Genomic DNA, 25,185 nt, shown 5'->3' on the forward strand with positions numbered 1-25,185 from the left:
CTGCGCGGATGGGCGCTCCGATCAGAACCCGCAGAAGCAGTACGCCAGTGCCTTCACTGGTGCACCATTGCCCTTCTCGCGCGCCGCGTTCTCGACGAAGCGCAACTGCGTGTCCACTTCCGGCATCGTGCGGGCCAGCATCATCCGCGCCATGCCCGAGTCGGACAGCATCCAGGCACCGGCGCGGCTGCCGGCGAAACCGCTGACGAACTGCGCGAACGGCGTCGCCGCCTTCTCGATGTAGCGCACGCGGTAGGCATCGGCCTTGCCCAGCTTGGCGCGGCTGGCCGCATCGGCCACGGCGTCCTTCAGGCCACCGAAGGCGTCGACCAGGCCACGTTCCTTGGCCTGCGCGCCGCTCCACACGCGGCCACGGGCCACTTCATCAACGGCCTCGACCGGCTTCTTGCGCGCGTCGGCGACGCGACCGGTGAAGTCGGCGTAGCCCTTGTTGATCACCGTCTGGATGACCTGGCCCACCGCCGGGTCCATCGGACGGGTAACGTCGAAGGCACCAGCAAAACGGGTGGTGCCGACGCCGTCGGTGTGCACGCCGATCTTGTCCAGCGCGCGGCTGAAGTTCGGCACCATGCCGAAGATGCCGATCGAACCGGTGATGGTCGACGGATCGGCATAGATGCGGTCGGCATTCATGCTGATCCAGTAACCACCGGACGCAGCCAGATCGCCCATCGACACCACCACCGGCTTGCCGGCGGCCTGCAGGGCCACCACTTCGCGGCGGATCTGCTCGGAGGCGAACACTTCACCGCCCGGCGAATCGACGCGCAGCACCACGGCCTTCACGTTCTCGTCGTCGCGCGCGGCGCGCAGCAGCGCCGAGGTCGACTCACCACCGATACGGCCGGCCGGCAGGTCGCCGCCGCTGATCTCGCCTTCGGCCACCACCACCGCCACCTGCGGACGCGAGTCCACCGGGTTGCGGCGAGCGTCGAGCAGCGCCAGGTAGCGCCCGAAGTCGACGTTGCGGAAACCGCCGTCGGCATCGTCATCGGCCACGCCACGCTCGATCATCAGATCCTCGAATTCCTCGCGAGTCTTCAGCGCGGTTACCAGCTTCTGCTGCAGGGCAAACTTGGCCAGGTCGCCACCGGCTGCGGCGATGCCCTCCGGCAGTGTGTCGATGCCGGCGGCCAGCTGGGCCGGATCCAGGCGGCGGGCCTTGGCGATGTCGGCCAGGTAGCGCTGCCACACGTCGTTCATCCAGAACAGGTCGGCTTCCTTGGAGGCCGGCGAGGCGGCGTCGAGCACGTACGGCTCGGCGGCGGACTTGTATTCGCCCACCTTGAACAGATGCACGTCCACGCCCAGCTTGTCCTGCAGGCCGGTGCGGAAGTACTGGCGATAGCGGCCCAGGCCCTCAAGCACCACCGACCCCATCGGGTCCAGGTAGACCTCGTCGGCCTGTGCGGCCAGCAGGTACTGCGACTGCCCCATGCTCTCGCTGTAGGCCACCAACTGCTTGCCGGACGCGCGCAGGTCCTGCAGCGCCGACGCCACTTCGCGCAGCGAGGCGAAGCCCGACGGCTGCAGCTTGTCCAGCTCCAGCACCACACGCTCGATCTTCTTGTCTTCCTTGGCCGACTCGATCACCCGCAGCAGATCGCGCAGCTGGATCTCCTCGGCGCCGTTGTCGCCCACCGCCTTGGCCAGCGCGCGGCTGACCGGATCGGCGCTGAACTGCTCGACCAGGCGGCCTTCCGGTGCGATCACCAGGGTGGTGCGGTCCTGCAGCGATTTGCTGGCACCGGCGCCCATTCCGGCGGCGATGACGAACATCACCAGCAGCAGGAACAGCAGGCCGAAGAACACCAGGTTGAGGATCAACCGGCGGGTGAAGTTCATGACGTCCCACAGCCCGATGAAGAAGCTGGCGACGGGATTGCGACGCGCCGGGGGCAGCGGGGGCACGGGTTGATTCATGGAACGCTCCGGATGGCTTCTTGCCGTGGTACCAGCATAGCCGGTGCCGTGTGATGCGGCATCGGACACAAGTCAGGGGATCGCCCGCCATGGGTCAGCATGGCGGGCAGGAAGGAAGGATCAGGACAGGGTGGACTGGCCGATGCGCAGGCTGCTGCGGCGCAGGCGCCAGCCCATCAGGATGGCGGCCGCGGTCAGGCCCACGATCAGGCCGATCCACATGCCCTGCGGGCCCATGCCCAGGCCCAGGCCGAGCCCGGCGCCGAGCGGCATGCCCAGGCCCCAGTACGCGAACATGGCGATGAACATCGGTACGCGGGTGTCCTTCAGACCGCGCAACGCGCCGGCCGACAGCACCTGGATGCCATCCGGGAACTGGAAGGTGGCCGCGTACAGCAGCAGGGTCGAGGCCAGGCCGGCCACCGCCAGATCGTTGGTATACACCCCGACGATGGCATCGTGGCCGAACAGCAGTACCGCCGCCGACAGCGTCTGCGTGCCCATGATGATCGCGTAACCCGCCCACGCCGCACGCCGCACACCGAAGCCATCACCACGGCCGACGGCATGGCCGACGCGCACGGTAGTGGCCTCGGCCACGCCCATCGGGATCATGAAGCACAGCTGCGCGACGTTGATCGCGATCTGGTGCGCGGCCGCCTCGTTGGCACCCAGGCGGCCGATCAGCAGCGCGGTGACGATGAACAGACCACCTTCCATCAGCACGGTGATGCCGATCGGCAGGCCGGTGCGCAGCAGTTCCCAGATCGCCTTCCAGCGCGGCCCTTCGAAGTGCGAGAACAGCTGCAGGTGGGCGAAGCGCTTGGTGAACCACATGTAGGTAGCGAAGGCGATCGCCTGCAGCCACATCATCACCGCCGAGGCGATGCCGAGGCCTTCGGCACCCATTTCCGGGAAGCCGAGCTTGCCGTTGGCCAGCACATAGCCCATCGGCGCCAGCACCAGCAGGCCGCCGAAGCCAAGCAGCATGGTCGGCAGCGTCCAGTGCATGCCCTCGCTCAGGTAGCGCATGCAGAAGTACAGGGTCAGCGCCGGGCCGCCCCAGCGCACCGCATGCAGGAACGCGGTCGCGCCCGGCACGATGTCCGGTGCGATGCCGAAGGCCGGCAGCAGCGGCGGCACCACGGTGAGGAAGGTGAACATGATCAGGCCAAGGCCCAACGCCAGCCACAGTGCCTGGCGGAACAGCGGGCCGATCTCGCGCTCGCGGCCAGCGCCGTGCAGCTGCGACACCGAGGCAGTGAGCGAGATCAGGGTGCCGATCGGGATCAGCATCGGCAGCCACAGCAGGGCAGTGCCGATGGTCACCGCGGCCAGGGTCGCGGTGGCGTGGTGGCCGGCAATCACGTTGTCGACGAAGGAGATCAGGCCGGTGGAGACATGGCCCAGCACAAGCGGCAGGGCGAGCAGACCGGTGGCGCCGACTTCCTTGCCGAAGCGCGGCGTGGGGGTTGCAGTAGACATAAGGTGCTTGACGCGAACTACGGTTGCGCGCGAAGGGCACAGGCACCGGGTTGCGGCCGGTCATCTTACGCGCGCAGCGCGCGCATTCCCATGAAACGGCGTGAATGCTGGGTTCCAGCCACAAAAAGGGGACGGAGGGGATTAAGTCGTTTCAGACCCAATTGTTCCGAATACGACTTAATCCCCTCCGTCCCCTTTTTTACTGTCCGGCCTGGCGCTTGAGCCAGGTGTCACGCTCGGCGGCGGGCACGGCGAGGAAGGCGCTGCGCACCGTGTCGCGTTCCTGCGGCGGCGTGCGCTGTGCGACCAGGGTCAGCTGTGCCAGCTGGGCCGGGCTGAGCTGGCGCAGCACGGCCAGGGCCGCCTCGCGCTGTTGCGGCGGCACGTAGCCGAACAGGCCATGCAGCTTGGGAAACACCAGGCCCAGCTGCGGGCCCAGTCGCCAGCCTTCGCGGAAGGCCTGGTCCTGCGCCTGGAACTGCTGGCGCAGGCGCTGCTGCTGGTCGGCGGGCAGCGCGTTGAATCGCGCTGCGGCCTGGCGGATGCGCTCACGCTCGCCTTCCGGAAGTGCCCGCCACGCGGCGTAGTCGGCACGTCGCTGGCGCTGCTGCGCTGCATCCAGCTGCGCGAAGGCCGACGGCGCGGCGGCCGGGGTCGGTGCTGTCGCCTCAACCCCGGGCGCCGGCGCAGGCAGAGGCACATTCAAGGTCTGCGGTGCGGCGGACAGCGACAGCGGCAGGGCCAGCAGCAGGCTGGCGAACAGGGTCTTATTCATCGGCAGCGGTGGTTTCCAGCGTGGCACTGGCCGGCTCGGGCCGGCTCGGCCTGGATTGCGATTCGTCCACCGGCAGCGGACCACCTGCGGCGGTCCACGCATACAGATCGGCATCGGCCAGCAGCGGGTAGTCGCGGTCGGCCAGCATCGTGGCGTCGTCTGCGGCCTGGGACGGCGTCGTATCCGGCGTGGCATTGACCGTGCTCGGCGGCAACGCCTCCACCGTGACCGGGCCGGCCTCGCCGACCACGCCTTCCGGCAACGGCGCCGCGGCACCGAACGAATGGCCCTGCAGGTAGCGCCAGCCCAGCGCCGCCGCCAGCAGCACCGCTACGGTCAGCAGCAGGATCAGCGGACCGCGCCAGCGCGGCTTGGCAGTCGGGCGGCGGCGCTTGCCGTTGGCGGCGGCACGCGCTTCCTGCGGCGGTGCGCGCCAGCTGGAGGTCGGGGCATCACTGGCGGCGGCCGGTGCGGCCGGCTGCTGCAGCTGCTGCAGGCGCTTGGCCGGCAGGTCGCGGATGCGCAGCTGCACCTGTTCGGCCAGTTGGCGCCAGGCCGACGCGTCGGGCTGGCCGTGCACATCGCGCGGGCAGGCATCGGCCAGCAGGTGCTGGTAGCCCGCTTCGTCCTGGTCCAGCACGCGCATGGCGATGCCTTCGTCCAGACTGCCGCCCACCCGCAGCAACAAGGCCAGGCGCGGCAGCGGGTCCATCCCGCCCAGCGCGGCCAAGGGCGGCGCCCACTGGCCGCCCACCGGCTCGCGCAATGCCTGGCGCTGGCCCAGCAGGGTCCAGAAGCGGGTTGGCCACTGCGCCATCGGCAGGTCGCTGGCCACCGCGGCAAACGCGCGCATCACCGCCACCAGGGTCTGCTCGGCGCGGGCGGCATCGCCGCACTGCAGTTCAGCCACCACCAGGGCACGGCGTTCAACACCACGCAGGAACGCCGACAGCGCGCCGGCCGCGGTCGAGGAAACAGGGGCGGGCACAGCCGTCATCGGTCACTCCAAAGGTCTGCCGGCATGATAGCGGCAGGCCATCGACGCCCGTAGGACTTGCGCCCGCTGGCACTTCGTGCTGCAGGTTGTGCACAGCACCACGCCCCCCTCGGGCAAAACTGGGGCATCGAGCTGAATCCACTCTGTTTCAGCAATGTTTCACACATAACACATTGATTTATATTGACTTTCTCATGTGGCGATTTTTTGACCAACCCAGGCATGAGGCCGTCGCCATCGGCCTCCTGCGCCCCCGTCGACCGGTAACGCACAACGTTATCCACAGAACATGTGGATAAGACTGAATCTCCAATGGACACCGATATTTAGGTGACATTTATGATTCAACCGACGGCGCTCGAGTGCCCCAGGTCCCGCCATCCGTCCGCGCATGGCCCGTTACACTGGCCCGATGCTTTCACCGATTCCGACCCTGCAGGTCGCCCTGCCCGTCCCGCTGCCGCGCCTGTTCGACTACCTGTCGCCGGAGGGCGACGCCCCTGCGGTGGTGGTCGGCTGCCGCATGAAGGTGCCCTTCGGCAACCGCGAGCTGGTCGGCGTGGTGGTTGGCCACGGCCAGGCCGACGACGGCCAGGGGCTGCGCCAGGCGCTGGCCTGGTGTGACCCGCAACCGCTGCTGCAGGGCGAGCTGTGGCAGAGCCTGCAATGGCTGGCGCGCTACACCCACGCACCGCTGGGCGAGGTATTGAGCACCGCCCTGCCCGGCCCGCTGCGCCATGGCGAGGCCCTGCCCGAGACCCATCACTGGGGTTGGCAGCTGACCCACGAAGGTCGCGCCCAGCGTGAAAAACTGCGCGCCGGCAGCCGCCCGCGCCAGTTGGCTGAGCTGCTGGCCGAGGCCGTGGTGGATGAAGATGTGCTGGGCGAGCGCATGCAGGACTGGCGCACTGCCGCGCGCAGCCTGGCCAAGCGCGAGCTGGCCGAGCGCGTTGCGCTCAGCGTGGCGCCGCAGCACGCGCAGCCGCTGCCCGGCCCCACGCTCAATCCGGACCAGGCCGAGGCCGTGGCCGCGATCAACGCCGCCGAAGGCTTCCAGCCATTCCTGCTGGATGGCGTGACCGGCAGCGGCAAGACCGAGGTCTATCTGCAGGCGATCATCCAGTGCCTGGCCCAGGGCCGGCAGGCGCTGGTGCTGGTGCCGGAAATCGGCCTGACCCCGCAGACCCTGGCGCGGTTCCGCGGCCGCCTCGGCATCGCCGTGCACGCACTGCATTCGGGGTTGAACGACAACGAGCGCGCGCGCGTCTGGGCCGCCGCTTCGCGTGGCGAGGCACGGGTCATCGTCGGCACGCGTTCGGCGGTGTTCACGCCACTGCCGCAGGCCGGCCTGCTGATCGTCGACGAGGAACACGACGGCAGCTACAAGCAGCAGGACGGCATCCGCTATCACGCACGCGATTTCGCCCTGGTGCGGGCCAAGGCACTGGGCATTCCGGTGTTGCTGGGCAGCGCCACGCCCTCGCTGGAAACCCTGCACAACGCCTATGCCGGGCGCTACACCCACCTGCGCCTGAAACAGCGCGCCGGCGATGCGCGGCCACCGCGCGTGCGCATCCTCGATGTACGCAAGCGGCCACTGCATGACGGTCTCTCCGCCGATGTGCTGGCCGGCATCGGCGAGCACCTGCAGCGTGGCCAGCAGGTACTGGTGTTCAAGAACCGCCGCGGCTATGCGCCGGTGCTGCTGTGCCACGACTGTGGCTGGACCGCCCCGTGCAACCGCTGCGATGCACCGATGACCGTGCATGGCGGCGGCCGTCGCCTGCAGTGCCACCACTGCGGTGCACGGCAACCGGCACCGTTGGCATGCCCCGCCTGCGGCAGCCTGGCGCTGCAACCGCAGGGCATCGGCACCGAACGCCTGGAAGAGCATCTCACTGCGGCCTTCGCCGATTTCCCGGTGGTGCGCATCGACCGTGGCACCACCTCGCGCCGCGATGCATTGGAACAGCAGCTGGCGAAGCTGGGCGACCGGCCCGGCATCCTGGTCGGCACGCAGATCCTGGCCAAGGGCCACGACCTGCCCAAGCTGACCCTTGTAGTGGTGGTGGGCATCGATGAGGGCCTGTTCTCGGCCGACTTCCGTGCCAGCGAGAAACTGGCGCAGCAGTTGATCCAGGTGGCCGGCCGCGCCGGCCGTGCACGCGACCCGGGCGAAGTCTGGCTGCAGACCCATCATCCCGGGCATCCGCTGCTGGAGACCCTGGTGAACGGTGGTTACCACCCGTTCGCGCAGGCCGAGTTGAACCAGCGCCAGGCCGCCGGCTTCCCGCCCTTCGCGCACCTGGCGCTGATGCGCGCGGAAGCGCAGCAGGTCGAGCACGCCAACGCCTTCCTGCTGGCGGCGCGGCAACTGCTGGGCGAGCAGAACGCGGTGGAGGCCTACGGGCCGATGCCGGCGCCGATGCCGCGCCGTGCCGGTTACCAGCGCACGCAGCTGCTGCTGTCGGCACTGCAGCGGCCGCCACTGCACGGCGTGCTGGCACAGCTGGTGCCGCAGCTGTATGCGCTGCCGGAAGCGCGCAAGGTGCGCTGGTCGCTGGATGTGGATCCGACCGATCTGTATTGAGGTCTGGCAACCGGTACTGCGTAGAGTCGAGCTTGCTCGACTGCCGTGCGCCAGACGCAGTCGAGCAAGCTCGACTCTACGCCCAACGCCACCGCTTACGTCAGCGGCGACATCACGCCGCGCTGGTAGGCCGGACGTTCGCACAGGCGCGCATACCAGGCCGCCAGGTGCGGCAGTTCCGGGCGCTGGATCGGCAGTTCGAACCAGGCATAGATCAGCGAACCCAGCGGGATGTCGCCCATCGCGAACGTATCACCGGACAGCCACGGCTGCGTCGCCAAGGTCGCGTCGGCCATCGCCAGATAATCGCCGGCGCGCACGATGGCGGCATTGATCCGCGCTTCATCACGGTCGGCCGGCGCGGTGCGCATGATGCCCCAGATCAGGTCACTGTAGATCGGCGCCATCCGCGAGGTGCTCCAGTCCATCCACTTCTCGGCCTGGGCGCGCTGCATCGGGTCTTCGGCGTACAGCGTGCCCAGCGCGTAGCGCGCGCTCAGGTAGCGCACGATCGCGTTCGATTCCCACAGCGGCAGGCCGTGGTCTTCGATCACCGGCACCAGGCTGTTGGGATTCATCGCCAGGTACTCCGGCGTCTGCGTGCCACCGTGGCTGCCACCGACTTCGATGGACTCATACGGCAGGCCGATCTCCTCGGCACACCACAGCACCTTGCGGACGTTGCTGGAATTGCGACGGCCCCAGATCTTCAACATGCGGGTATTCCCTGCTGGCAATGCGAGCGGCAACGATACGCCTGATCGGTGTGGGTGTGTGCGTGCCGGATGCGGGATCTGGCATCTGGACGCTGCCGGCCAGCGGCCGGCACTACCTGTTCTTTTTGGGCAGCGCGCGCACGTAGGAGGATTTGCCGTCCTTCTTCAGTTCGAACAGGCCGATCGCCGCCAACAGATCGCTCAACTTGCCGTAGCCATAGTTGCGCGGATCGAACGAGGCCTGGTTGCCGATCTGGCTGCCGACCGGACCCAGGTGCGACCAGCCATCCTCGCCCTCGGCCGCCGACACCGCACGACGCAGCATCTTCACCAGCCGGGTGTCGCTGCGCATTTCCGCACTGCTCTTGCGCGGCCGTGCATCATCGTTGGTCACCGGTTCGTTGGAGGCCTGTTCGCTGGAGGCCTGTTCGGCATCCGGCACGCTGGCATGGGTCTGGCCCAGTGCCTCCAGATAAGTGAATTTCGAGCACGCGTTGACGAACGGTTCGGGTGTCTTCTTCTCGCCGAAGCCATACACCTTCACGCCATCGGTCAGCAGCCGCATCACCATCGGGGTGAAATCGGCATCGCTGGAGACGATGGCGAATCCATCGAGGTTGCGCGCGTACAGCAGGTCCATGGCATCGATCACCATCGCCATGTCCGAGGCATTCTTGCCCTTGCTGTAGGCGAACTGCTGGATCGGGCGGATCGCATACTCGTGCAGCACCGCTTCCCAGCCCTTCAACCGCGGGCTCTTCCAGTTGCCGTAGGCGCGGCGCACGTTGGCCACGCCGTAGCGGGCCACTTCGGCCAGCACTTCGTCGATCTTCGAGGCCGGCGCGTTGTCGGCGTCGATCAACAGGGCGATGCGCTTTTCCGGTTCGCTCATGGGCTCCTCACGGGACGTTGCCTGAACCCGAGTATCGCCGATCCACGCGGGCGCTGACGTGACAGGCGGCCGCCGTGCGAAGATGCCAGGCGCTTCCCCCAATGCCCCCACTGGAGTGAGTCGATGAGTCGTGAGCGCGTCCCCCACCTGGTCGTTGTCGGCGGTGGTTTTGCCGGTCTCTGGGCCACCCGTGCCCTGGCCCGCGAGCGCATACGCATCACCCTGGTCGACCGCCGCAACCATCACCTGTTCCAGCCGCTGCTGTACCAGGTGGCCACCGCCGGCTTGTCCGCGCCGGACATCGCGGCACCGCTGCGCCATATCCTTGGCCACCAGCGCAATGTGGAAGTCCGCCTCGGCGAAGTGGTGGCCATCGACAAGCAGGCCCGGCAGATCCGCATGGCCGATGGCAGCACGCTGGACTACGACAGCCTGCTGCTGGCCACCGGCGCCACCCACGCCTACTTCGGCAACGACCAATGGGCCGATGATGCGCCCGGCCTGAAAACCCTGGACGATGCCATCGCACTGCGCCGCAAACTGCTGCTGGCGTTCGAGCGTGCCGAGGCCGAACCGGACCCGGCAAAAAAGGCCGCCTGGCTGAGTTTCGCCATCGTCGGCGGTGGCCCCACCGGTGTCGAACTGGCCGGCACGCTGGCCGAGATCGCACGGCACACGCTGCGCAACGAGTTCCGCCATATCGACCCGGCCAGCGCCAAGGTGCGACTGGTCGAGGCCGGCCCACGCGTGCTGTCCTCGTTCCCCGAAGTACTTTCGCTGAAGGCGCGCCGGCAGCTGGAAAAACTCGGCGTGGAAGTGCTGACCGGCACCCCGGTGAGCGACATCGACAGCCAGGGCTTCAAGCTGGGCGAGCAGTTCGTGCCGGCCCGCACCGTGGTGTGGGCCGCCGGTGTGGCCGCCTCGCCGCTGGCGCGCACGCTGGACGTGCCGCTGGACCGCGCCGGACGCGTGCAGGTGCAGCCGGACCTGACCCTGCCCGATCATCCGGAACTGTTCGTGGCCGGTGACCTGGCCGCACTGAACCAGGCCAATGGCAAGCCGGTGCCCGGCGTGGCCCCTGCCGCCAAGCAGATGGGCAAGTACGTGGCCGAGGTGATCCGCGCGCGCCTGCACGGCAAGCCCGCGCCCGGTCCGTTCAAGTACGCCGACTACGGCAACCTGGCCACCATCGGCCGCATGGCCGCGATCGTGCACCTGGGCCGGCTGCAGCTGTCGGGCATCCTGGCCTGGTGGTTCTGGCTGGCCGCGCACGTGTTCTTCCTGATCGGCTTCCGCAACCGCATCGTGGTGCTGCTGAACTGGGCGGTGGCGTACTGGAGCTACCAGCGCAGCGCACGCATCATCTTTGGAGATGACCAGGAAGACCGACGGCCAAGGCGATAGGGCCGCGCGCATGTTCCTGTGGAGACGAGCCATGCTCGGCTGCACTTCGCGCGGAGTGTAGAAGCCGAGCGTAGGCCCGGCTCTACTGCGCCTTCGGCTTCGGGTACCACAACGCGTTGACGATGACCCAGCGCTGGTCGAAGCGCCCCATGTGGAAGTAGTCGACGAACCACGGGGTTTCCAGTCGTACCGAGGCTGCATTGCCGGTTACGTCCAGCACCGTGCAGCGGCGGTCCCATTGATCCTTCGGGGTCTTCAGCGCGCCCTGCTTCGTCAGCGAGACCAGCTCTTCCTTCGACATGCGGCGCAGGCCCAGGCGTTCGTCGGGTGTATCGCCGAGCACGGCACGCTTGGCCAGGTCCGGATGCAGGGAACGGGCGACGCGCTGCGGATCGGCTTCCAACTGGCCGTCGACGTAGTCGTGGCAGGTGGCTTCGATGGCCGCGATCGTGGCTGGGTCGGCGGCGGGACTCGATGATGCGGAAAGAGCGTACAGCAGGGCAATCGTGGACATCCGGGTCTCCAGCTCTGGGCGCGGGGCGATCATCGCATGGGCCGGATAGCCCATCCACGCATGGCGTGGATCTACGGGTCCGGCGATGTCGGCAAGCCGGAACCGAGCGTGGGCGTGGATCTACAGCAGCGTTCCGGCGGGTGCCTGCAGCCAGGCCAGCTTGCGTTCGCGCGGCTGCTGCTTGAGCTGCCATTCGGCGCGCGAGGCGGCGGCCCGGTCCGGGTACTCGCGCACGGCCAGCACGCGCAGCGGCGGGCGGGCCCGGGTGTAGCGCGCGCCCTTGCCGGCCTGGTGGGCAGCGAAACGTGCCTCCACGTCGGTGCTGATCCCGGCGTAATAGCTGCCATCGCGGCATTCGAGCAGGTACAGGAACCACGGGCGGAGGGACGGGGCCATGGCCGGATTATGCCGTGCTGCACTGCAGCGGATATACTGGCGCCCGAATGCAGGAGAGAGGCGCCGCGCTGGCGCCCGCCGAAGGCGCAGGCTCCCATGATCGCTCAGGCCGGTGGGCTGGAATCCCATCAACCATGCATTCGACTCGCCGAGCTGGAGAGAGGTCACCGGGCACGCCCGGGACGATCCGCCGAAGGGGCACGCGGCCAACGCCGCTGAACTCTCAGGCAAAAGGACAGCGGGAGCGGCACCGGTCATCGTCATCCCGTCATTGCGCAGGCAGTGGCGGTAGTCGCGCATGGCCGGCCCCACCGCGCCCGGAGCCTGCCCCATGCTGTTGTCCATCATCTACCTGATCGCCATTTCCGCCGAAGCCATGACCGGCGCGCTGTCCGCCGGCCGCCGCCGCATGGACCTGTTCGGCGTGGTCATGATCGCCTGCGTCACCGCCCTAGGGGGCGGCTCGCTGCGCGACATCCTGCTCGGCCACTATCCGCTGGGCTGGGTGAAGCATCCCGAGTATCTCGCCTTCACCGTGTGCGCGGCGCTGATCGCCACCTGGGTAGCGCGCTGGATGCACCACTTCCGCCGCACCTTCCTGGTGCTCGACGGGCTGGGCCTGATCGCCTTCACCCTGATCGGCTGCTCGATCGCGCGCGAGGCCGGCCATGCCACGCCCATCGTGCTGATCGCCGGCATGCTGACCGGCGCGTTCGGCGGCGTGCTGCGCGACATCCTCTGCAACGAGGTGCCGCTGATCTTCCAGAAGGAGCTGTACGCGATCATTTCGTTGCTGACCGGCGCGGTGTACCTGTTGCTGCTGCATTGGGGCGTGGCCGACGCGACCGCGATCCTGTGCTGCCTCGGCGGCGGCTTCGCGCTGCGCCTGCTGGCGATCCACTACCGCTGGGAAATGCCGAAGTTCGTGTACCACGACGAGGTGCATTGAATGCTGTGTGCCAGGCGTGGGGCCTCGTGGTTCAACCCTGCAGGTTGACACTCATCGGGCTCTCCCCTGCCAGGATGCGCCGCCGGTAGGCCTCTGACGGATAGACATTCCATGGGATCCCACCGTTGCTGCAATCGACTTCGATCTCTTCAAGCAACCCGGGATCAACCCATCCAGACAGGTAGTCAGGATCTGATCTCCTATTGAATTCCGGGGAGTGGATCTGGCCTTCAACAACGATCTCGTTCTGAACGGTGGAGAGGAACAGCGCCCGGAGATCGCCCTCCACATGCGTATAGGTGCCTGTCTCGAGAAAGGTCCGCACGCTGACGTTTCCGCCGACGGCCAGTATTCCATCGTTGAGCGAGCAAGCGTGGAGATGCTCACAGTCGAGATTGTACCGTACAAACAGCCAGCCACCACATTCAAGATTCCGGGTCTTGAGGCTTCCAAGAATGATCACACAAAGTGCCTCATTCAAATCGTTGAGCGCCAGCACTCCCTCCACGCATAGATCGCCATCGACGATCACGCAGTGCGTTCTGCAGTCCGACTTCCAATTGCCGACGAGGGAGGCGGCGGGAACCACCTTGAACAGGGATTCGCACTCATCCGGCTCTCCGTCGGCAGAAGCCGCGATCATCGCCCGTGCTTTCAGGGTAGTACGCAGAAGCGCCTGATCTCCCTGGTGGCGATAGCTTTCGATTCTTTCATCAAGCTCCGCAAGCAGGTCAGCCGTCTTCGAAGCAGAAGAGGGCTCAAACCAGTCCTCGATGACCGACACCATCTTCTCGGCAATCCCACCTCCCCTCGAGCGTACAAGCGCCACGGCCGCCTCACAGGAGATCGAGCGGGACTTCACACCCTGCGGGCTGTCGTCAGGGAAGACATGCATTGATGGAGTCCAGTGCGGGTGGGACCTTGATCTTCGGCCCAACCCGCAAAGAGACTCCATACAACTTTTCCGAAATCCTGTCGCATGGCATGCCGATATCCACGCATGGCGTGGATCTACTGCATCGCCCGCGCTTCACGCGATGGTCGAGCATGGCTCGACGCTACAAAGGGCGGCATCCACGCAGGCGGTGGATCCTGCCACCCCGGCGATGTACCTGGCGCTGTCGCTCATGCGCAGCGCCAGGCGCATCGCCGGTGCAGATGGGCCGGCCTCCAACTCCGACCGGCCCTGATCGCGGCCGCACCCCCGCAGGCGCTGGCCACCATCCACACGCGTGCCGCACTCAAGCGGCTTCCATCAGGCGGCTTCGGACACCTTCACTTCACGACGGGCGCGCACGGCTGCAGCCAGTCGCTCCAGCACCGTCACGGTGGTATCCCAGTCGATGCAGCCATCGGTGATGCTCTGCCCGTAGACCAGCGGCTGGCCTTCCACCAGTTCCTGGCGGCCACCAACCAGATGGCTCTCGATCATCACGCCAACGATGCGCTGTTCGCCGTCTTCCAGCTGAACGGCGATGTCGTCGATCACCTTCGGCTGGTTGTCCGGGTTCTTCAGGCTGTTGGCGTGGCTGGCGTCGATCATCAGGCGGGTCGGCAGCTTGGCCTTGGCCAGCGCCTGGCAGGCCTCGGCGACGCTGCCTGCGTCGTAGTTCGGCTGCTTGCCGCCGCGCAGGATCACGTGGCAATCCGGATTGCCGGTGGTCGACACGATGGCGGTGCCGCCCTGCTTGGTGACCGACAGGAAATGATGCGGATTGGAGGCAGCCCCCACCGCGTCAGCAGCGATCTTGACGTTGCCATCAGTGCCGTTCTTGAAGCCGACCGGGCACGACAGCCCCGAGGCCAGTTCGCGGTGCACCTGGCTTTCGGTAGTACGTGCGCCGATCGCGCCCCAGGCCACCAGGTCGGCGATGTACTGCGGCGAGATCACATCGAGGAACTCGACACCGGCCGGCAGGCCGAGCTTGTTGATGTCGCGCAGCAGGCCGCGGGCGATGCGCAGGCCCTTGTCGATCCTGAAGCTGCCGTCCAGGTCCGGATCGTTGATCAGGCCCTTCCAGCCCACCGTGGTGCGCGGCTTCTCGAAGTACACGCGCATGACGATTTCCAGTTCGCCGGCCAGCGCATCGCGCAGTGGCTTCAGGCGTTGGGCGTACTCGATGGCAGCGTGCGGATCGTGGATCGAGCACGGGCCGACCACCACGGCCAGGCGGTCATCACGGCCATGCAGGATCTGGTGCAGGGCCGCGCGCGAGGCGCTGACGGTGTCGGAGGCTTCATCGTCACACGGCAGCATCGCCAGCAGCTGGGCGGGCGGTGTCAGCGGTTCGATGGTGCGGATACGCAGGTCGTCGGTGTGCGGGGGCATTGCGGGGGTTCTCCGGAACGTTGGGGGTCCCCAGCGTGGCGGCATGAAAAAAGCCGCCAGGTTCGCTGGCGGCTTTCGGGAATGCGTCTGAAGCTTTCTTCAGGGTGAGCGCAGTCCTTCCTCCGCCAGAGGCTTCGGAAAGTAATACCAGTAAAAGCGGGCGGCGGCTGCGTTCATGGGGTGTATTGATAGCACAGCTTTTGCGCAGTGCAAAATGTTTCATCCGCAACTGGGGACGCGGTTCAGCGAGGTGCGCGCCGGCCCGGCCCATGCGGCGGCAACCACGCGAAGTCGCTCATCTGCCATGCACTTCCACATCCAGCAGCAGGCCTTCATGGATGTCGGCCCAGCGCTCCAGCACCCGGCCCAGCTCCTGCCGGGCCTCGTCCAGCTGCTCGGGGTTGAGCAGCGAGCGCGCGGTGTAGAGGTCGGAGACCAGCCGCCGCAGCACCGCTTCGGGAATGGCCACCGACGGCCCCTCGTGTTCCGGCAGCTGCAACGCCGGGGTTTCACCCAGAGGGCCGAACAGCGTGACCTGGAGCGTGCTCTGCATGATCGACTTCCGTGCGGATGACAGGGGCAGCACCCTGTTTACCGTGTCTGGGTGACAGGCGCATGTGCCATGCCCGCTTGAACGGTCCGGGGTAGCCGGCCAGCGGCCGGCACTACCGCAGCGAGCGCAGTGCGCGCTTGCGGATGTAGGCGTTGGCGGCGCTGGGGTGCTCGCGCTGCCAGCGCGCGCACAGGTCACGCAGCCACTGCGGCTGCGTCTTGCCCGCATCGTTGAGCCAGTTGCCTACCGAGTCCTGTACGTAGCGATCCGGATCGTCGGCCAGCGCTTCCAGCAGCGGCAACGCGTGTTCTGGATGCTGCTTGAACGGCGCGATGTGCGTGGCCCACACACCGCGCGGACGCAGTGCTTCGCAGGCGAACCGGCGCAGGCAGGGCGATGCCTCCTGCGTCCAAGGGCGCAGGTGCTCAAACGCCTGCAACGGCGCAGCAACGATGTCCGCGCGCAACGCCAGCCACGCCCATTCGCGCACGCCGAAGTGCGGGTCATCGGCCAGCGTGCGCATCTGCTGCAGCTTCTCTGCCAAGGTTGCACGGGCATCACTGCCGATCAGGTAGCAGGCCCAGCCGCGCACGGTATCGGAGCTGTGATACTGCCAGAGCGCAGGCGCGCCCTGCCCCGCCTCACGCAGCAGTTGCGCGGCCAAGGCCATGCGCAGCGTGATGCCCTTGCCTGAGGCGTCCCGCATGCGCTGCAGCGCTGCCGGTTCAAGCGACGGCGCCACACACCGCAGCAACTCACCGAAGTCTACCGCCAGGCACTCGGCCAGATGGGTCGTCGCAATGCGGCCGCTGTTGAGCGCGTGCTGGCGTTGCGTGGTCATCGCACTCATGCCCCGCTCCCGCGCCCGGCGTCGGTGTGCAGCCAGACCTTGTGCAGCAGCTGCGAAAGCTGCTGCTGCTCGGACGCATCCAGGCCATCGAACAGGCCACCGATCCACTGTGTGTGCCGTTCGAACAGGGTTTCCGCCAGGCGCGTGCCCTTTGCGGTCAGTACGATCTGCAGGCGGCGGCCATCCTCGGCATCACTGCGACGCTGCAGCAGGCCTTCGCGCTGCAGGCCATCAAGCAGGCCGCTGATGGTGGCGCGGGTGACCCCCGCGCGCTCGGCCAGCGCATGCGGCGGCAGCGTGCCACCTGCCCCATGCAGCAGGAACAGCACGATGAAGCGCCCTTCGCTGAGTCCATGCGGGGCCAACCGGGTGGCGCAGTCGTGGTCGATCGACGATGACAGCGACAGCAGCTGGAAGCACAGGCGCAGCTGCGCAACGTTGCTGTGGCCGCGGCGCTTCGCTTCGTCCAGCAAGGCACCATGCTTGGCTTCGAACATGCCTCACACCCTCATGATTAGGCGCCTAATCATAAATCGAATGAATGGGATCGGGTCAAGCCGCCTGCCAAGCCGCCTGCGATGCCAGAGCGTTTACGCGACCTTGGCGGTCGGCCCACTATAAGAACCACATCAGTCTCTTTCTGGATCCCAGCATGACCCCTTCGCAAGCGGAAACCATTGCCAGCGCCGTGATGCAGCCGGACGACCGGCGCGCCGAGATCGCCGCGCGCCAGCAGGAGGAGCTGCAGCAGCTGCAGCGGCAGCGCAGGGCGGCCGCCATCGGCTTGGTGGGCATGACTGCAGGGGCGTTGATCGCCTACCAGTCTGGCCTGCCCTGGGTGAAGGGGCTGCTGTATGGCGGCGTGCCGACGTTCTTCATCGCCAAGGTGTGGTTCGATCGGCGCGCGTTGCGCGGTTGAGGTCGCAGGTGGTTCATCCACGCATGGCGTGGATCTACTGCGGGATACGTTGCGCTATTGATGATGCCTCGGGTTCATCCACGCGTGGCGTGGATCCACCGGCAAAAAAAACCCCGCCTTGCGGCGGGGTTCTTCATTGCTTCGGGAATGCGTGGACTTAGAAGTCCATGCCGCCCATGCCACCCATGCCGCCCATGCCACCGGCGCCACCCATGGCCGGCTCGTCCTTCTTCGGAGCTTCGGCAACCATGGCTTCGGTGGTGATCATCAGGCCCGCGATCGAGGCAGCGTTCTGCAGCGCCGAACGGGTCACCTTGGTCGGGTCCAGGATGCCGAACTGCAGCATGTCGCCGAACTCGCCGGTGGCGGCGTTGTAGCCGAAGCTGCCGGTGCCTTCCTTGACCTTGTTGATGATGACCGACGGTTCTTCACCGGCGTTGGCGACGATTTCGCGCAGCGGGGCTTCCATCGCACGCAGGGCGATCTGGATGCCGTGGTTCTGGTCTTCGTTGGCGCCCTTCAGGCCAGCCAGCGAGGTGACCGCACGGACCAGGGCAACGCCGCCGCCCGGGACCACGCCTTCTTCAACGGCTGCACGGGTGGCGTGCAGGGCGTCGTCGACGCGATCCTTCTTTTCCTTCATTTCGATTTCGGTCGAGGCACCGACCTTGATCACGGCAACGCCGCCGGCCAGCTTGGCCACGCGTTCCTGCAGCTTCTCGCGGTCGTAATCCGAGGAGGTGTCCTGGATCTGGGTCTTGATCTGGCCGACGCGTGCGTCGACGGCAGCCTTGTCACCCACGCCATCGATGATGGTGGTGTTTTCCTTGGAAACCTGCACCTTCTTGGCGCGGCCGAGGTCCTTGATGGTGGCCTTTTCCAGCGACAGGCCCACTTCTTCGGAGATCACGGTGCCGCCGGTCAGCACGGCCATGTCTTCCAGCATCGCCTTGCGGCGGTCGCCGAAGCCCGGTGCCTTGACGGCCACGACCTTGACGATGCCACGGATGGTGTTGACCACCAGGGTCGCCAGCGCTTCGCCTTCGACTTCTTCGGCAACGATCAGCAGCGGCTTGCCGGCCTTGGCGACGCCTTCCAGCACCGGCAGCAGGTCACGGACGTTGGAGATCTTCTTGTCGTGCAGCAGGATGAACGGGTCATCCAGGTCAGCGGTCTGCGACTGCTGGTTGTTGATGAAGTACGGGGACAGGTAGCCGCGGTCGAACTGCATGCCCTTGACCACGTCCAGCTCGTTGTCCAGGCCCGAGCCTTCTTCAACGGTGATCACGCCTTCCTTACCGACTTCCTTCATCGCGTCGGCGATGATCTGGCCGATCGACTCGTCCGAGTTGGCCGAGATGGTACCGACCTGGGCAATCGCCTTGTCGTCGGCGGTCGGCTTGGAGATGTTCTTCAGCTCGGCAACGGCGGCCACGACGGCCTTGTCGATACCGCGCTTGAGGTCCATCGGGTTCATGCCGGCGGCAACAGCCTTGGCACCTTCGCGGATCAGGGCCTGGGCCAGCACGGTGGCGGTGGTGGTGCCGTCGCCGGCGTCGTCGTTGGTGCGCGAAGCAACTTCCTTCACCATCTGCGCGCCCATGTTCTCGAACTTGTCAGCCAGTTCGATTTCCTTGGCGACGGAGACGCCGTCCTTGGTGATGGTCGGAGCGCCGAAGCTCTTTTCCAGCACGACGTTGCGGCCCTTCGGGCCCAGGGTGGCCTTGACGGCATTGGCGAGAACGTTGACGCCGCGCACCATGCGCGAACGGGCGTCTTCACCGAAACGAATATCCTTGGCAGCCATTGCGATTACCTCGATGTTTGCGCCGGGCCGGGCCCGGCGACGAAAGGGGATGTCTTACAGGAAAGCAGGTCGCGCCGAGGCTCAGCCGATGACGGCGAGCACGTCGTCTTCGCGCAGGACCTTGTACTCGACGCCTTCGCTCTTGTACGAGCTGCCGGCGTACTGGCCGTAGATGACCTTGTCGCCAACCTTCAGCGACGGCGCGCGCACGCTGCCGTTGTCCAGCGGCTTGCCCGGGCCGACGGCCACGACTTCACCCTTGGTGGACTTTTCCTTGGCCGAATCCGGAATGACGATGCCACCGGCGGAGATTTCGTCGGCTTCGATCGGCTTGACCACAACGCGGTCGTGCAGCGGCTTGATGCTCATGAGAGACCTCTTAAGTTATTGATTGGTCTGAAAAAGTCTGGCGATGTTAGCACTCACCCCAGGTGACTGCCAGCATTGCTCGCGAAAAAGCCCGACGAATCGGGAGCAGGACAGAGATGGAGCTGCCCCAGGGCCTTTCAAGGCCGCCGCCGGAAAAAATTTCACCGCGCCGCAGCCGGACATCCACGTCCGCGTGAAGACCCCGCATCGCGTGCGGTGCCGCATCCCCACAGGGGAATCCTCGACATTTGGTGATCCGCGTCGCACTGTCAGATATCTGACGTTCATTTACGACAAAGTGTCACTGGATCGGCCTTAGGCTCGGCCGCGCATTCCCAATCACAAGGAGTAGTCGATGCGATTGCTGTCCCCGCTTGCCGCCGCCTGCCTGCTGGCGCTGGCCGCCGCGCCGGCCCAGGCCGAGGTCTTCATCAACGAACTGCACTACGACGACAGCACCCCGGCCGGTGACGTCGGCGAAGCGATCGAGGTCGTGGCCACCGCCGGCGAGGACCTGTCCGGCTACCGCCTGTACCTGTACAACGGCGCCAACGCCTCGGCCGCGGTGGTCTACGCCAACAACCCGGTGCCGGCCGGCACCGCCGCCGGCTGCGGCAGCGCCACCATCGCGGTGGTCAACTACCCGACCAACGGCCTCCAGAACGGCCCGAACGACGGCATCGCCCTGGTCGATGCCAGCGGCAAGGTGGTCCAGTTCCTCAGCTACGAGGGCGCCATCACCGCTTCCGGTGGCCCCGCTGCCGGGATGACCAGCCAGAACATCCCGGTGGCCGAGACCAACAGCACGGCGCCGGGCACCTCGCTGCAGCTGACCGGCAGTGGCAGCCAGTATGCGCACTTCACCTGGGCCGAGTCGGCCAAGCAGACGTTCGGCAGCTGCAACAACGGCCAGACCTTCAGCGGCGGTGGCACGCCGGGCCCGAACACGCCGCCGTCGGTGTCCACCACCACCCCGGCGCAGGGCAGCACCACCTTCCCGGCCGCCGCCGATCTGGAAGTGGTGTTCAGCGAGACGGTGAACCTGGCCAGCGGCGCCTTCGCGCTGAGCTGCGGCAGCTCCGGCAGTGTTCCGCTGACCTTCCCGGCCAGTGGCCGCAGCGTGAAGCTGTCCACCAACACCGCGCTGGTGGCCGGCGAGGCCTGCCGCTTCGACATTCGCGCCGCGCGCATCACCGACCTGCAGGGCGCGCACCCGGCCGCCGACAGCCGCATCGCCTTCACCGTGGCCAGCACCGGCGGCAATCCCGACCCGGGCAACCCGGGCGTGCCGGCCGGCTACTACGCGAAGGTGAACACCTCCAGCCCCAGCCAGCTGCGCTGCTCGCTGCATGCCACCATCAAGGGCCATACCGCATACCCGTACAGCGGCTCGGGCACCAGCACCTGGACCATCCTGGAGATCGCCGACGAGGATCCGAACAACAGCGGCAGGATCCTGGACGCGTACCGCAACCGCAGCTACGCCAAGGTGACCGATCGCGCCGGCAGCGGCAGTGGCCTGAAGTACAACCGCGAGCACACCTGGCCGAACTCGCTGGGCTTTGCCAGCACCACCGGTGACAAGGGCCTGCCGTATGCGCCCTACACCGACACCCACATGCTGTACCTGACCGACGCACAGTGGAACGCCGACCGTGGCAACAAGCCGTTCGCCAAGTGCGACGCCAACTGCGGCGAGCGCGCCACCGAAGCCAACAACGGCCAGGGCGGTGGCAGCGGCGGCTATCCGGGCAATTCCAACTGGGTTCGCACGCCGGACGGCAACGCCGGCACCTTCGAAGTGTGGGGCAAGCGCAAGGGCGACATGGCGCGTGCGGTGATGTACATGGCGATCCGCTACGAGGGCGGCAAGGATGCGGCCACCGGCCAGTCCGAGCCGGACCTGGAGCTGACAGACGACCGCAGCAAGATCGTCAAGACCAGCAGCTCGCCGGCCTACATGGGCCTGCTGTCGACGCTGATCGATTGGCACCTGTCCGACCCGCCGGATGATGCCGAGCGCTCGCGCAATGACGTGATCTACTCGTTCCAGGGCAACCGCAACCCGTTCATCGACCACCCCGAGTGGGCCACCCCGGCCCTGTTCACCTCGGCCAAGCCGGCCACCTGCCAGCTGGCCAACTGACCGCGCAACGCAGCGGTCCACTGCCGCCGCCGGGCCCTGGCCCGGCGGCGGCCCTATACTCGACGGCCATGTCGACCGTCGATCCCGTCCTGCTGCTGTTGACCACCTGCCCGGACCGGGCCAGTGCCGAGCGCATCGCGCACGCGCTGGTCGGCGAGCGCCTGGCCGCGTGCGTGACCCGACTCGAGGGTGCGCAGTCGACCTACCGCTGGCAGGGCGAGGTGACCACCGACAGCGAGCTGCAGCTGCTGGTGAAAACCACCGCGAGCCGCGTCGATGACGCGATTGCCCGGATCGTCGAACTGCATCCGTATGAACTCCCGGAGTGCATCGCGGTCGAAACCCGGGCCGGCCTGCCGGCGTATCTGGACTGGATCCGGGCACAGACCCGGGAGGACACTGATTGAAGACTCTGTTTGCGCGTGGCGCCGCCTTGTGCGCCCTGTTGTGGCTCTCGTTGCCGGCCTTCGCGCTGGATGAGAAGGACCTGCTGCCGGTGGACCAGGCGTTCGCGCTGACCGCCACCGCCCCCGAACGTGGCCAGGTGCAGCTGCAGTTCAAGATCGCACCGGGCTATTACCTGTATCGCCACCGCACCAGTGTCAAGGCGGACCCCGCGTTCAACGCCGGCACGCTGCAGATGCCCAAGGGCGACAGGCACCACGACGATTTCTTCGGCGAGGTTGAAACCTATCGCGAGCGCCTGCAGGCCACCCTGCCCGGCACACCCACCGATGCGGCCGGCACCATCAGCGTGGAAGTGCGTTACCAGGGTTGCGCCGATGCCGGCGTCTGCTACCCGCCGCAGAAGCGCGTGGTGCAGGTCACCCTGCCGGGCGGCGGTGCGCAGGCTGCAGCCCCTGCGGCGCGTACCAGCGCCGGCAACCCGTTCAACAATCCGCTGGCCGGTGCCGGCAGCACGGGCGGCCTGCGCCTGCCGGGTGCGGCCAGCAACAGCCAGGCGCTGCCGCTGCCGTCGGAACAGGCCTTCGGCTTCGATGCCATCGCCAGCGATGGCAATACCCTGCTGCTGCGCTTCAGCCCGGCGCCGGGCTACTACCTGTATCGCGACCGCACCTCGCTGAAGCTGGAAGGCAGCGCCGGCGTGCTGGCCGACAAGCCGCGTTGGCCGGCCGCGCAGTCGCATCGCGATGAACATTTCGGTGATGTCTCGGTGTACTTCAACCAGGTGGAAGTGCCGCTGCCGCTGCGCCGCACCGTCAGCGAGGCGGTCGACAGCACCCTGGTGGTGACCTTCCAGGGCTGCCAGACCGATGGCATCTGCTACCCGCCGATGACGCGCCGGGTGAAGCTGTCGATTCCGGCCGGCAAGGCCAACGCCAGCGCCGACCAGGCACCGCCGCGCAACGAGGTGATCAGCCCGCTGGCTGCTGGCAGTGGCGCACCGCGCGAAGCGGCCAACGGCGCTCCGCTGCGCCTGCTGCCGACCGTGCCCAACGACGGAGCTGCCCGCCCGGCCGCCGCAGGCGCTGAGGGCGCAGGCAATGAATTTGCCACCGATGCGCAGGGTGACAACGCGCTGCGCACGCGCCCGCCGGCGACCACCCCGAACCCGGACCGTTCATTCGTCTGGGTACTGTTGCTGGCGCTGGCCGGCGGCCTGGTGCTGAACCTGATGCCGTGCGTGCTGCCGATCCTGTCGCTGAAGGTGCTGAGCCTGGCGCAGAGTGGCGAAAGCCCGCAGCGTGCGCGCAGCCATGCGCTCTGGTACACGCTCGGCGTGCTGGTCGCGTTCGCGGTGATCGGCGCGCTGATGGTGGGCCTGCGCGCGATCGGCAACGCGGTCGGCATCGGCTTCCAGCTGCAGCATCCGGGCGTGGTGGCGGCGCTGGCCTACATCATGTTCGCGGTGGGCCTGAGCCTGTCCGGCGTGTTCACCCTGGGCGGCGGCATCGGCAACCTCGGCCAGTCGCTGGCCAGCCGCAGCGGCCCGGCCGGTGATTTCTTCACCGGTGCGCTGGCCTGCGTGGTCGGCAGTGCCTGTGTCGGCCCGTTCATGGGCGGTGCCATTGCCTACGCCTTCATTGCCCCGCCGTTGAAGGCGATGACCGTGTTCCTGTTCCTCGGCCTGGGCCTGGCCCTGCCGTTCCTGCTGATCGGCTTCGTGCCGGCACTGGCGCGCCGCCTGCCCAAGCCGGGCCCGTGGATGGAAACGCTCAAGCACGTGCTGGCCTTCCCGATGTATGCCACCGCGCTGTGGCTGCTGTGGGTGCTGGGCAAGCAGCGCGGCGTGGATGGCATGGCGCTGGTGCTGGGCGGCCTGCTGCTGCTCGCCTTCGGCCTGTGGCTGTTCGAGCGCAACCGCTGGACCGGCTCGCGCGCGGTGACCCTGCTGGGCGTGCTGCTGGCCATCGGCGCACTGGTGCCTGCCTGGGGCGTAACCCAGCTGGCAGCGCCGACGCGTGCCGCACAGGCGGCCAGCGAGAACGTGGTCGAGTATTCGCCGCAGCTGCTGGACCGCCTGCGCGCCGACAACCGCGTGGTGTTCGTCAACATGACCGCCGACTGGTGCGTGAGCTGCAAGGCCAATGAGCGCGCGGTGCTGTCGCGACCGGAGTTCAAGGACCTGCTCAAGCGCACCAACGCGGTGTACATGCGCGGCGACTACACCAACGTGGACCCGCAGATCACCTCGTTCCTGGAAGAGCACAAGGCGGTGGGCGTGCCGCTGTACGTGGTGTACGGCCCCGGCGCACCACCGACCGTGCTGCCGACCCTGCTCACCCAGGCGGTGGTCGAGGAAGCGCTGCTGCGCACCGCACGATGAAGTGGCAACGGCCAGCGCTGCTGTGGACAGCGGTGCTGGCCGCCGGCCTGGGCCTGTGGGCCGGGCATCGACTGGCACCAGGGCCCGCTGCATCGATCGCGCCACCGGCGGCTGCCGCGAAGCCGTCCCTGCGGGCGGGCGATCCGATGCCCGCGCTGTCGCTGCCCGACCTTGAAGGGCGCGCGCTGGATCTGCGCCAGCACTTCGCCGACCGCCCGTTGCTGATCAACGTATGGGCCAGCTGGTGCGCGCCGTGCGTGGAAGAAATGCCCGAACTGGCCCGTTTCGCCCGCCTCCAGGCCAGCGACGGCGTGCAGGTGCTGGGCCTGGCGCTGGATACCCCGGAGGACGTGCGTGGTTTCCTGCAGCGGGTTCCGGTGGACTACCCGATCGTGATCGAGACCCCGGGCCCGCGCGATGCCAGCGTACAGCTGGGCAATGCGCAGGGCCTGCTGCCCTACAGCGTGCTGTTCGATGCGCAGGGGCGGATGGTCAAGGCGAAGCTGGGGCCGTTCGCCCGCGGCGAGATCGACGGCTGGGTGAAGTAAGGGTTCGGCAGGGTTGCACCCTGCACCTGCAGAGGCCACCGCAACGGCCAGAGCCGAAGCGGCTTTCCGTGGGATGGCGGGGCGGTGTCGGAGTGCGGGGACGCCGTGAACCCATCCCTGGGGGCTTGGCCGCGGCATCCATGCCGCGGACACCCCGCACTCCGACACCGCCCCACCTCTGACAGATTCCCGCTGCGTTGGAGATGAATCTCCA

The 25,185-nt window shown here is 67.3% G+C and carries 23 protein-coding genes and 2 riboswitches; of the genes, 8 read left to right on the forward strand and 15 right to left on the reverse strand.

Annotated features, from left to right (window positions below; genetic code table 11):
- Nucleotides 1-21: 21 nt before the first annotated feature.
- The 4 genes from sppA to N440_RS15895 form a co-directional block, all read right to left on the reverse strand.
- Nucleotides 22-1,944, reverse strand: a complete 1,923-nt coding sequence (sppA, locus tag N440_RS15880) for a signal peptide peptidase SppA (protein ID WP_040006996.1) — start codon at nt 1,942-1,944, stop codon at nt 22-24.
- A 120-nt stretch (nt 1,945-2,064) separates the two neighbouring features.
- Nucleotides 2,065-3,429: an MATE family efflux transporter gene (locus tag N440_RS15885; RefSeq protein WP_133935683.1), complete on the reverse strand. Its 1,365-nt coding sequence runs from the start codon at nt 3,427-3,429 to the stop codon at nt 2,065-2,067.
- 199 nt (nt 3,430-3,628) lie between these two features.
- A complete protein-coding gene (locus N440_RS15890; protein WP_133935684.1) occupies nt 3,629-4,204 on the reverse strand; it encodes a DUF3106 domain-containing protein in 576 nt (191 codons plus the stop codon).
- The gene (locus N440_RS15895) at nt 4,197-5,201 is read right to left on the reverse strand and encodes a hypothetical protein (protein ID WP_133935685.1); all 1,005 of its coding nucleotides are present in this window, start codon (nt 5,199-5,201) and stop codon (nt 4,197-4,199) included. Before N440_RS15895 ends, N440_RS15890 begins: the two co-directional genes overlap by 8 nt.
- 412 nt (nt 5,202-5,613) lie before the next feature.
- Here N440_RS15895 and N440_RS15900 point away from each other — a divergent pair, with 412 nt between their 5' ends.
- Nucleotides 5,614-7,791: a primosomal protein N' gene (locus N440_RS15900; protein WP_133936045.1), complete on the forward strand. Its 2,178-nt coding sequence runs from the start codon at nt 5,614-5,616 to the stop codon at nt 7,789-7,791.
- Between the two features lie 95 nt (nt 7,792-7,886).
- Here N440_RS15900 and N440_RS15905 read toward each other — a convergent pair whose 3' ends face one another.
- Together N440_RS15905 and N440_RS15910 are read right to left on the reverse strand one after the other, a co-directional pair.
- Complete coding sequence (locus tag N440_RS15905; RefSeq protein ID WP_133935686.1) at nt 7,887-8,507, reverse strand: glutathione S-transferase; 621 nt, start codon at nt 8,505-8,507, stop codon at nt 7,887-7,889.
- Between the two features lie 112 nt (nt 8,508-8,619).
- Nucleotides 8,620-9,399, reverse strand: coding sequence for an NYN domain-containing protein (locus tag N440_RS15910; protein ID WP_133935687.1), 780 nt, complete (start codon nt 9,397-9,399; stop codon nt 8,620-8,622).
- Between the two features lie 123 nt (nt 9,400-9,522).
- Between N440_RS15910 and N440_RS15915 the strand changes: the two genes are divergently transcribed.
- A complete protein-coding gene (locus N440_RS15915) occupies nt 9,523-10,803 on the forward strand; it encodes an NAD(P)/FAD-dependent oxidoreductase (RefSeq protein WP_008264780.1) in 1,281 nt (426 codons plus the stop codon).
- An 82-nt stretch (nt 10,804-10,885) separates the two neighbouring features.
- Here N440_RS15915 and N440_RS15920 read toward each other — a convergent pair whose 3' ends face one another.
- Nucleotides 10,886-11,317, reverse strand: coding sequence for a nuclear transport factor 2 family protein (locus N440_RS15920; RefSeq protein WP_133935688.1), 432 nt, complete (start codon nt 11,315-11,317; stop codon nt 10,886-10,888).
- Between the two features lie 120 nt (nt 11,318-11,437).
- The gene (locus N440_RS15925) at nt 11,438-11,713 is read right to left on the reverse strand and encodes a GIY-YIG nuclease family protein (RefSeq protein WP_049456845.1); all 276 of its coding nucleotides are present in this window, start codon (nt 11,711-11,713) and stop codon (nt 11,438-11,440) included.
- A gap of 40 nt (nt 11,714-11,753) precedes the next feature.
- Nucleotides 11,754-11,843, forward strand: a riboswitch (glycine riboswitch).
- A gap of 13 nt (nt 11,844-11,856) precedes the next feature.
- Nucleotides 11,857-11,960, forward strand: a riboswitch (glycine riboswitch).
- Nucleotides 11,961-12,044: 84 nt separating this feature from the next.
- Between N440_RS15925 and N440_RS15930 the strand changes: the two genes are divergently transcribed.
- A complete protein-coding gene (locus N440_RS15930; protein ID WP_006472906.1) occupies nt 12,045-12,662 on the forward strand; it encodes a trimeric intracellular cation channel family protein in 618 nt (205 codons plus the stop codon).
- A 31-nt stretch (nt 12,663-12,693) separates the two neighbouring features.
- On the opposite strand, the gene N440_RS15935 is transcribed toward N440_RS15930, so the two are convergent.
- The 5 genes from N440_RS15935 to N440_RS15960 all read right to left on the reverse strand — a co-directional run bounded on the left by N440_RS15935 (nt 12,694) and on the right by N440_RS15960 (nt 16,891).
- Complete coding sequence (locus N440_RS15935) at nt 12,694-13,557, reverse strand: hypothetical protein (RefSeq protein WP_133935689.1); 864 nt, start codon at nt 13,555-13,557, stop codon at nt 12,694-12,696.
- A 360-nt stretch (nt 13,558-13,917) separates the two neighbouring features.
- Nucleotides 13,918-14,991 carry a 3-deoxy-7-phosphoheptulonate synthase gene (locus tag N440_RS15945; protein ID WP_133935691.1) on the reverse strand — a complete coding sequence of 358 codons (1,074 nt, stop codon included), beginning with the start codon at nt 14,989-14,991 and terminating at the stop codon, nt 13,918-13,920.
- A gap of 295 nt (nt 14,992-15,286) precedes the next feature.
- Nucleotides 15,287-15,544 carry a hypothetical protein gene (locus N440_RS15950; RefSeq protein ID WP_006472969.1) on the reverse strand — a complete coding sequence of 86 codons (258 nt, stop codon included), beginning with the start codon at nt 15,542-15,544 and terminating at the stop codon, nt 15,287-15,289.
- Nucleotides 15,545-15,656: 112 nt separating this feature from the next.
- Nucleotides 15,657-16,394 carry a DNA alkylation repair protein gene (locus N440_RS15955; protein WP_133935692.1) on the reverse strand — a complete coding sequence of 246 codons (738 nt, stop codon included), beginning with the start codon at nt 16,392-16,394 and terminating at the stop codon, nt 15,657-15,659.
- A complete protein-coding gene (locus tag N440_RS15960; RefSeq protein WP_133935693.1) occupies nt 16,391-16,891 on the reverse strand; it encodes a MarR family transcriptional regulator in 501 nt (166 codons plus the stop codon). The genes N440_RS15955 and N440_RS15960 overlap by 4 nt, the downstream gene beginning before the upstream one ends.
- A 155-nt stretch (nt 16,892-17,046) precedes the next feature.
- On the opposite strand from N440_RS15960, the gene N440_RS15965 reads away from it, so the two are divergent.
- A complete protein-coding gene (locus N440_RS15965; RefSeq protein ID WP_133935694.1) occupies nt 17,047-17,313 on the forward strand; it encodes a hypothetical protein in 267 nt (88 codons plus the stop codon).
- Nucleotides 17,314-17,470: 157 nt separating this feature from the next.
- Here N440_RS15965 and groL read toward each other — a convergent pair whose 3' ends face one another.
- Both groL and N440_RS15975 read right to left on the reverse strand, forming a co-directional pair.
- Complete coding sequence (gene groL, locus N440_RS15970) at nt 17,471-19,120, reverse strand: chaperonin GroEL (protein ID WP_006473018.1); 1,650 nt, start codon at nt 19,118-19,120, stop codon at nt 17,471-17,473.
- Between the two features lie 81 nt (nt 19,121-19,201).
- A complete protein-coding gene (locus tag N440_RS15975) occupies nt 19,202-19,489 on the reverse strand; it encodes a co-chaperone GroES (RefSeq protein ID WP_006396661.1) in 288 nt (95 codons plus the stop codon).
- A 355-nt stretch (nt 19,490-19,844) separates the two neighbouring features.
- Between N440_RS15975 and N440_RS15980 the strand changes: the two genes are divergently transcribed.
- The 4 genes from N440_RS15980 (at nt 19,845) to N440_RS15995 (ending at nt 24,971) form a co-directional block, all read left to right on the forward strand.
- Entirely contained in the window at nt 19,845-21,635 is a 1,791-nt protein-coding gene (locus tag N440_RS15980; protein ID WP_133935695.1) for an endonuclease, read from the forward strand.
- Nucleotides 21,636-21,703: 68 nt separating this feature from the next.
- Nucleotides 21,704-22,042, forward strand: a complete 339-nt coding sequence (gene cutA / locus N440_RS15985) for a divalent-cation tolerance protein CutA (RefSeq protein ID WP_133935696.1) — start codon at nt 21,704-21,706, stop codon at nt 22,040-22,042.
- Nucleotides 22,039-24,423 carry a protein-disulfide reductase DsbD gene (locus tag N440_RS15990; RefSeq protein ID WP_133935697.1) on the forward strand — a complete coding sequence of 795 codons (2,385 nt, stop codon included), beginning with the start codon at nt 22,039-22,041 and terminating at the stop codon, nt 24,421-24,423. Before cutA ends, N440_RS15990 begins: the two co-directional genes overlap by 4 nt.
- Nucleotides 24,420-24,971 (forward strand): TlpA disulfide reductase family protein, encoded by a 552-nt coding sequence (locus N440_RS15995; RefSeq protein ID WP_133935698.1) that lies wholly within the window; start codon nt 24,420-24,422, stop codon nt 24,969-24,971. Before N440_RS15990 ends, N440_RS15995 begins: the two co-directional genes overlap by 4 nt.
- Nucleotides 24,972-25,185: the final 214 nt, after the last annotated feature.

It is taken from the genome of Stenotrophomonas sp. CC22-02, assembly GCF_004365115.1.
Classification (GTDB): Bacteria; Pseudomonadota; Gammaproteobacteria; order Xanthomonadales; family Xanthomonadaceae; genus Stenotrophomonas; species Stenotrophomonas forensis.

Excerpts from the sequence above, each read along its gene's own strand:
- cutA (WP_133935696.1), top strand. The coding sequence starts at position 21,704 with ATGTCGACCGTCGATCCCGTCCTGCTGCTGTTGACCACCTGCCCGGAC.
- N440_RS15975 (WP_006396661.1), bottom strand. The coding sequence starts at position 19,489 with ATGAGCATCAAGCCGCTGCACGACCGCGTTGTGGTCAAGCCGATCGAA.
- N440_RS15935 (WP_133935689.1), bottom strand. The coding sequence starts at position 13,557 with ATGCATGTCTTCCCTGACGACAGCCCGCAGGGTGTGAAGTCCCGCTCG.
- N440_RS15965 (WP_133935694.1), top strand. The coding sequence starts at position 17,047 with ATGACCCCTTCGCAAGCGGAAACCATTGCCAGCGCCGTGATGCAGCCG.
- N440_RS15920 (WP_133935688.1), bottom strand. The coding sequence starts at position 11,317 with ATGTCCACGATTGCCCTGCTGTACGCTCTTTCCGCATCATCGAGTCCC.
- N440_RS15885 (WP_133935683.1), bottom strand. The coding sequence starts at position 3,429 with ATGTCTACTGCAACCCCCACGCCGCGCTTCGGCAAGGAAGTCGGCGCC.
- N440_RS15980 (WP_133935695.1), top strand. The coding sequence starts at position 19,845 with ATGCGATTGCTGTCCCCGCTTGCCGCCGCCTGCCTGCTGGCGCTGGCC.
- N440_RS15925 (WP_049456845.1), bottom strand. The coding sequence starts at position 11,713 with ATGGCCCCGTCCCTCCGCCCGTGGTTCCTGTACCTGCTCGAATGCCGC.
- N440_RS15960 (WP_133935693.1), bottom strand. The coding sequence starts at position 16,891 with ATGTTCGAAGCCAAGCATGGTGCCTTGCTGGACGAAGCGAAGCGCCGC.
- N440_RS15950 (WP_006472969.1), bottom strand. The coding sequence starts at position 15,544 with ATGCAGAGCACGCTCCAGGTCACGCTGTTCGGCCCTCTGGGTGAAACC.
- N440_RS15915 (WP_008264780.1), top strand. The coding sequence starts at position 9,523 with ATGAGTCGTGAGCGCGTCCCCCACCTGGTCGTTGTCGGCGGTGGTTTT.
- N440_RS15995 (WP_133935698.1), top strand. The coding sequence starts at position 24,420 with ATGAAGTGGCAACGGCCAGCGCTGCTGTGGACAGCGGTGCTGGCCGCC.
- N440_RS15955 (WP_133935692.1), bottom strand. The coding sequence starts at position 16,394 with ATGAGTGCGATGACCACGCAACGCCAGCACGCGCTCAACAGCGGCCGC.
- N440_RS15930 (WP_006472906.1), top strand. The coding sequence starts at position 12,045 with ATGCTGTTGTCCATCATCTACCTGATCGCCATTTCCGCCGAAGCCATG.
- N440_RS15900 (WP_133936045.1), top strand. The coding sequence starts at position 5,614 with ATGCTTTCACCGATTCCGACCCTGCAGGTCGCCCTGCCCGTCCCGCTG.
- sppA (WP_040006996.1), bottom strand. The coding sequence starts at position 1,944 with ATGAATCAACCCGTGCCCCCGCTGCCCCCGGCGCGTCGCAATCCCGTC.
- N440_RS15895 (WP_133935685.1), bottom strand. The coding sequence starts at position 5,201 with ATGACGGCTGTGCCCGCCCCTGTTTCCTCGACCGCGGCCGGCGCGCTG.
- N440_RS15910 (WP_133935687.1), bottom strand. The coding sequence starts at position 9,399 with ATGAGCGAACCGGAAAAGCGCATCGCCCTGTTGATCGACGCCGACAAC.
- N440_RS15905 (WP_133935686.1), bottom strand. The coding sequence starts at position 8,507 with ATGTTGAAGATCTGGGGCCGTCGCAATTCCAGCAACGTCCGCAAGGTG.
- groL (WP_006473018.1), bottom strand. The coding sequence starts at position 19,120 with ATGGCTGCCAAGGATATTCGTTTCGGTGAAGACGCCCGTTCGCGCATG.
- N440_RS15890 (WP_133935684.1), bottom strand. The coding sequence starts at position 4,204 with ATGAATAAGACCCTGTTCGCCAGCCTGCTGCTGGCCCTGCCGCTGTCG.
- N440_RS15945 (WP_133935691.1), bottom strand. The coding sequence starts at position 14,991 with ATGCCCCCGCACACCGACGACCTGCGTATCCGCACCATCGAACCGCTG.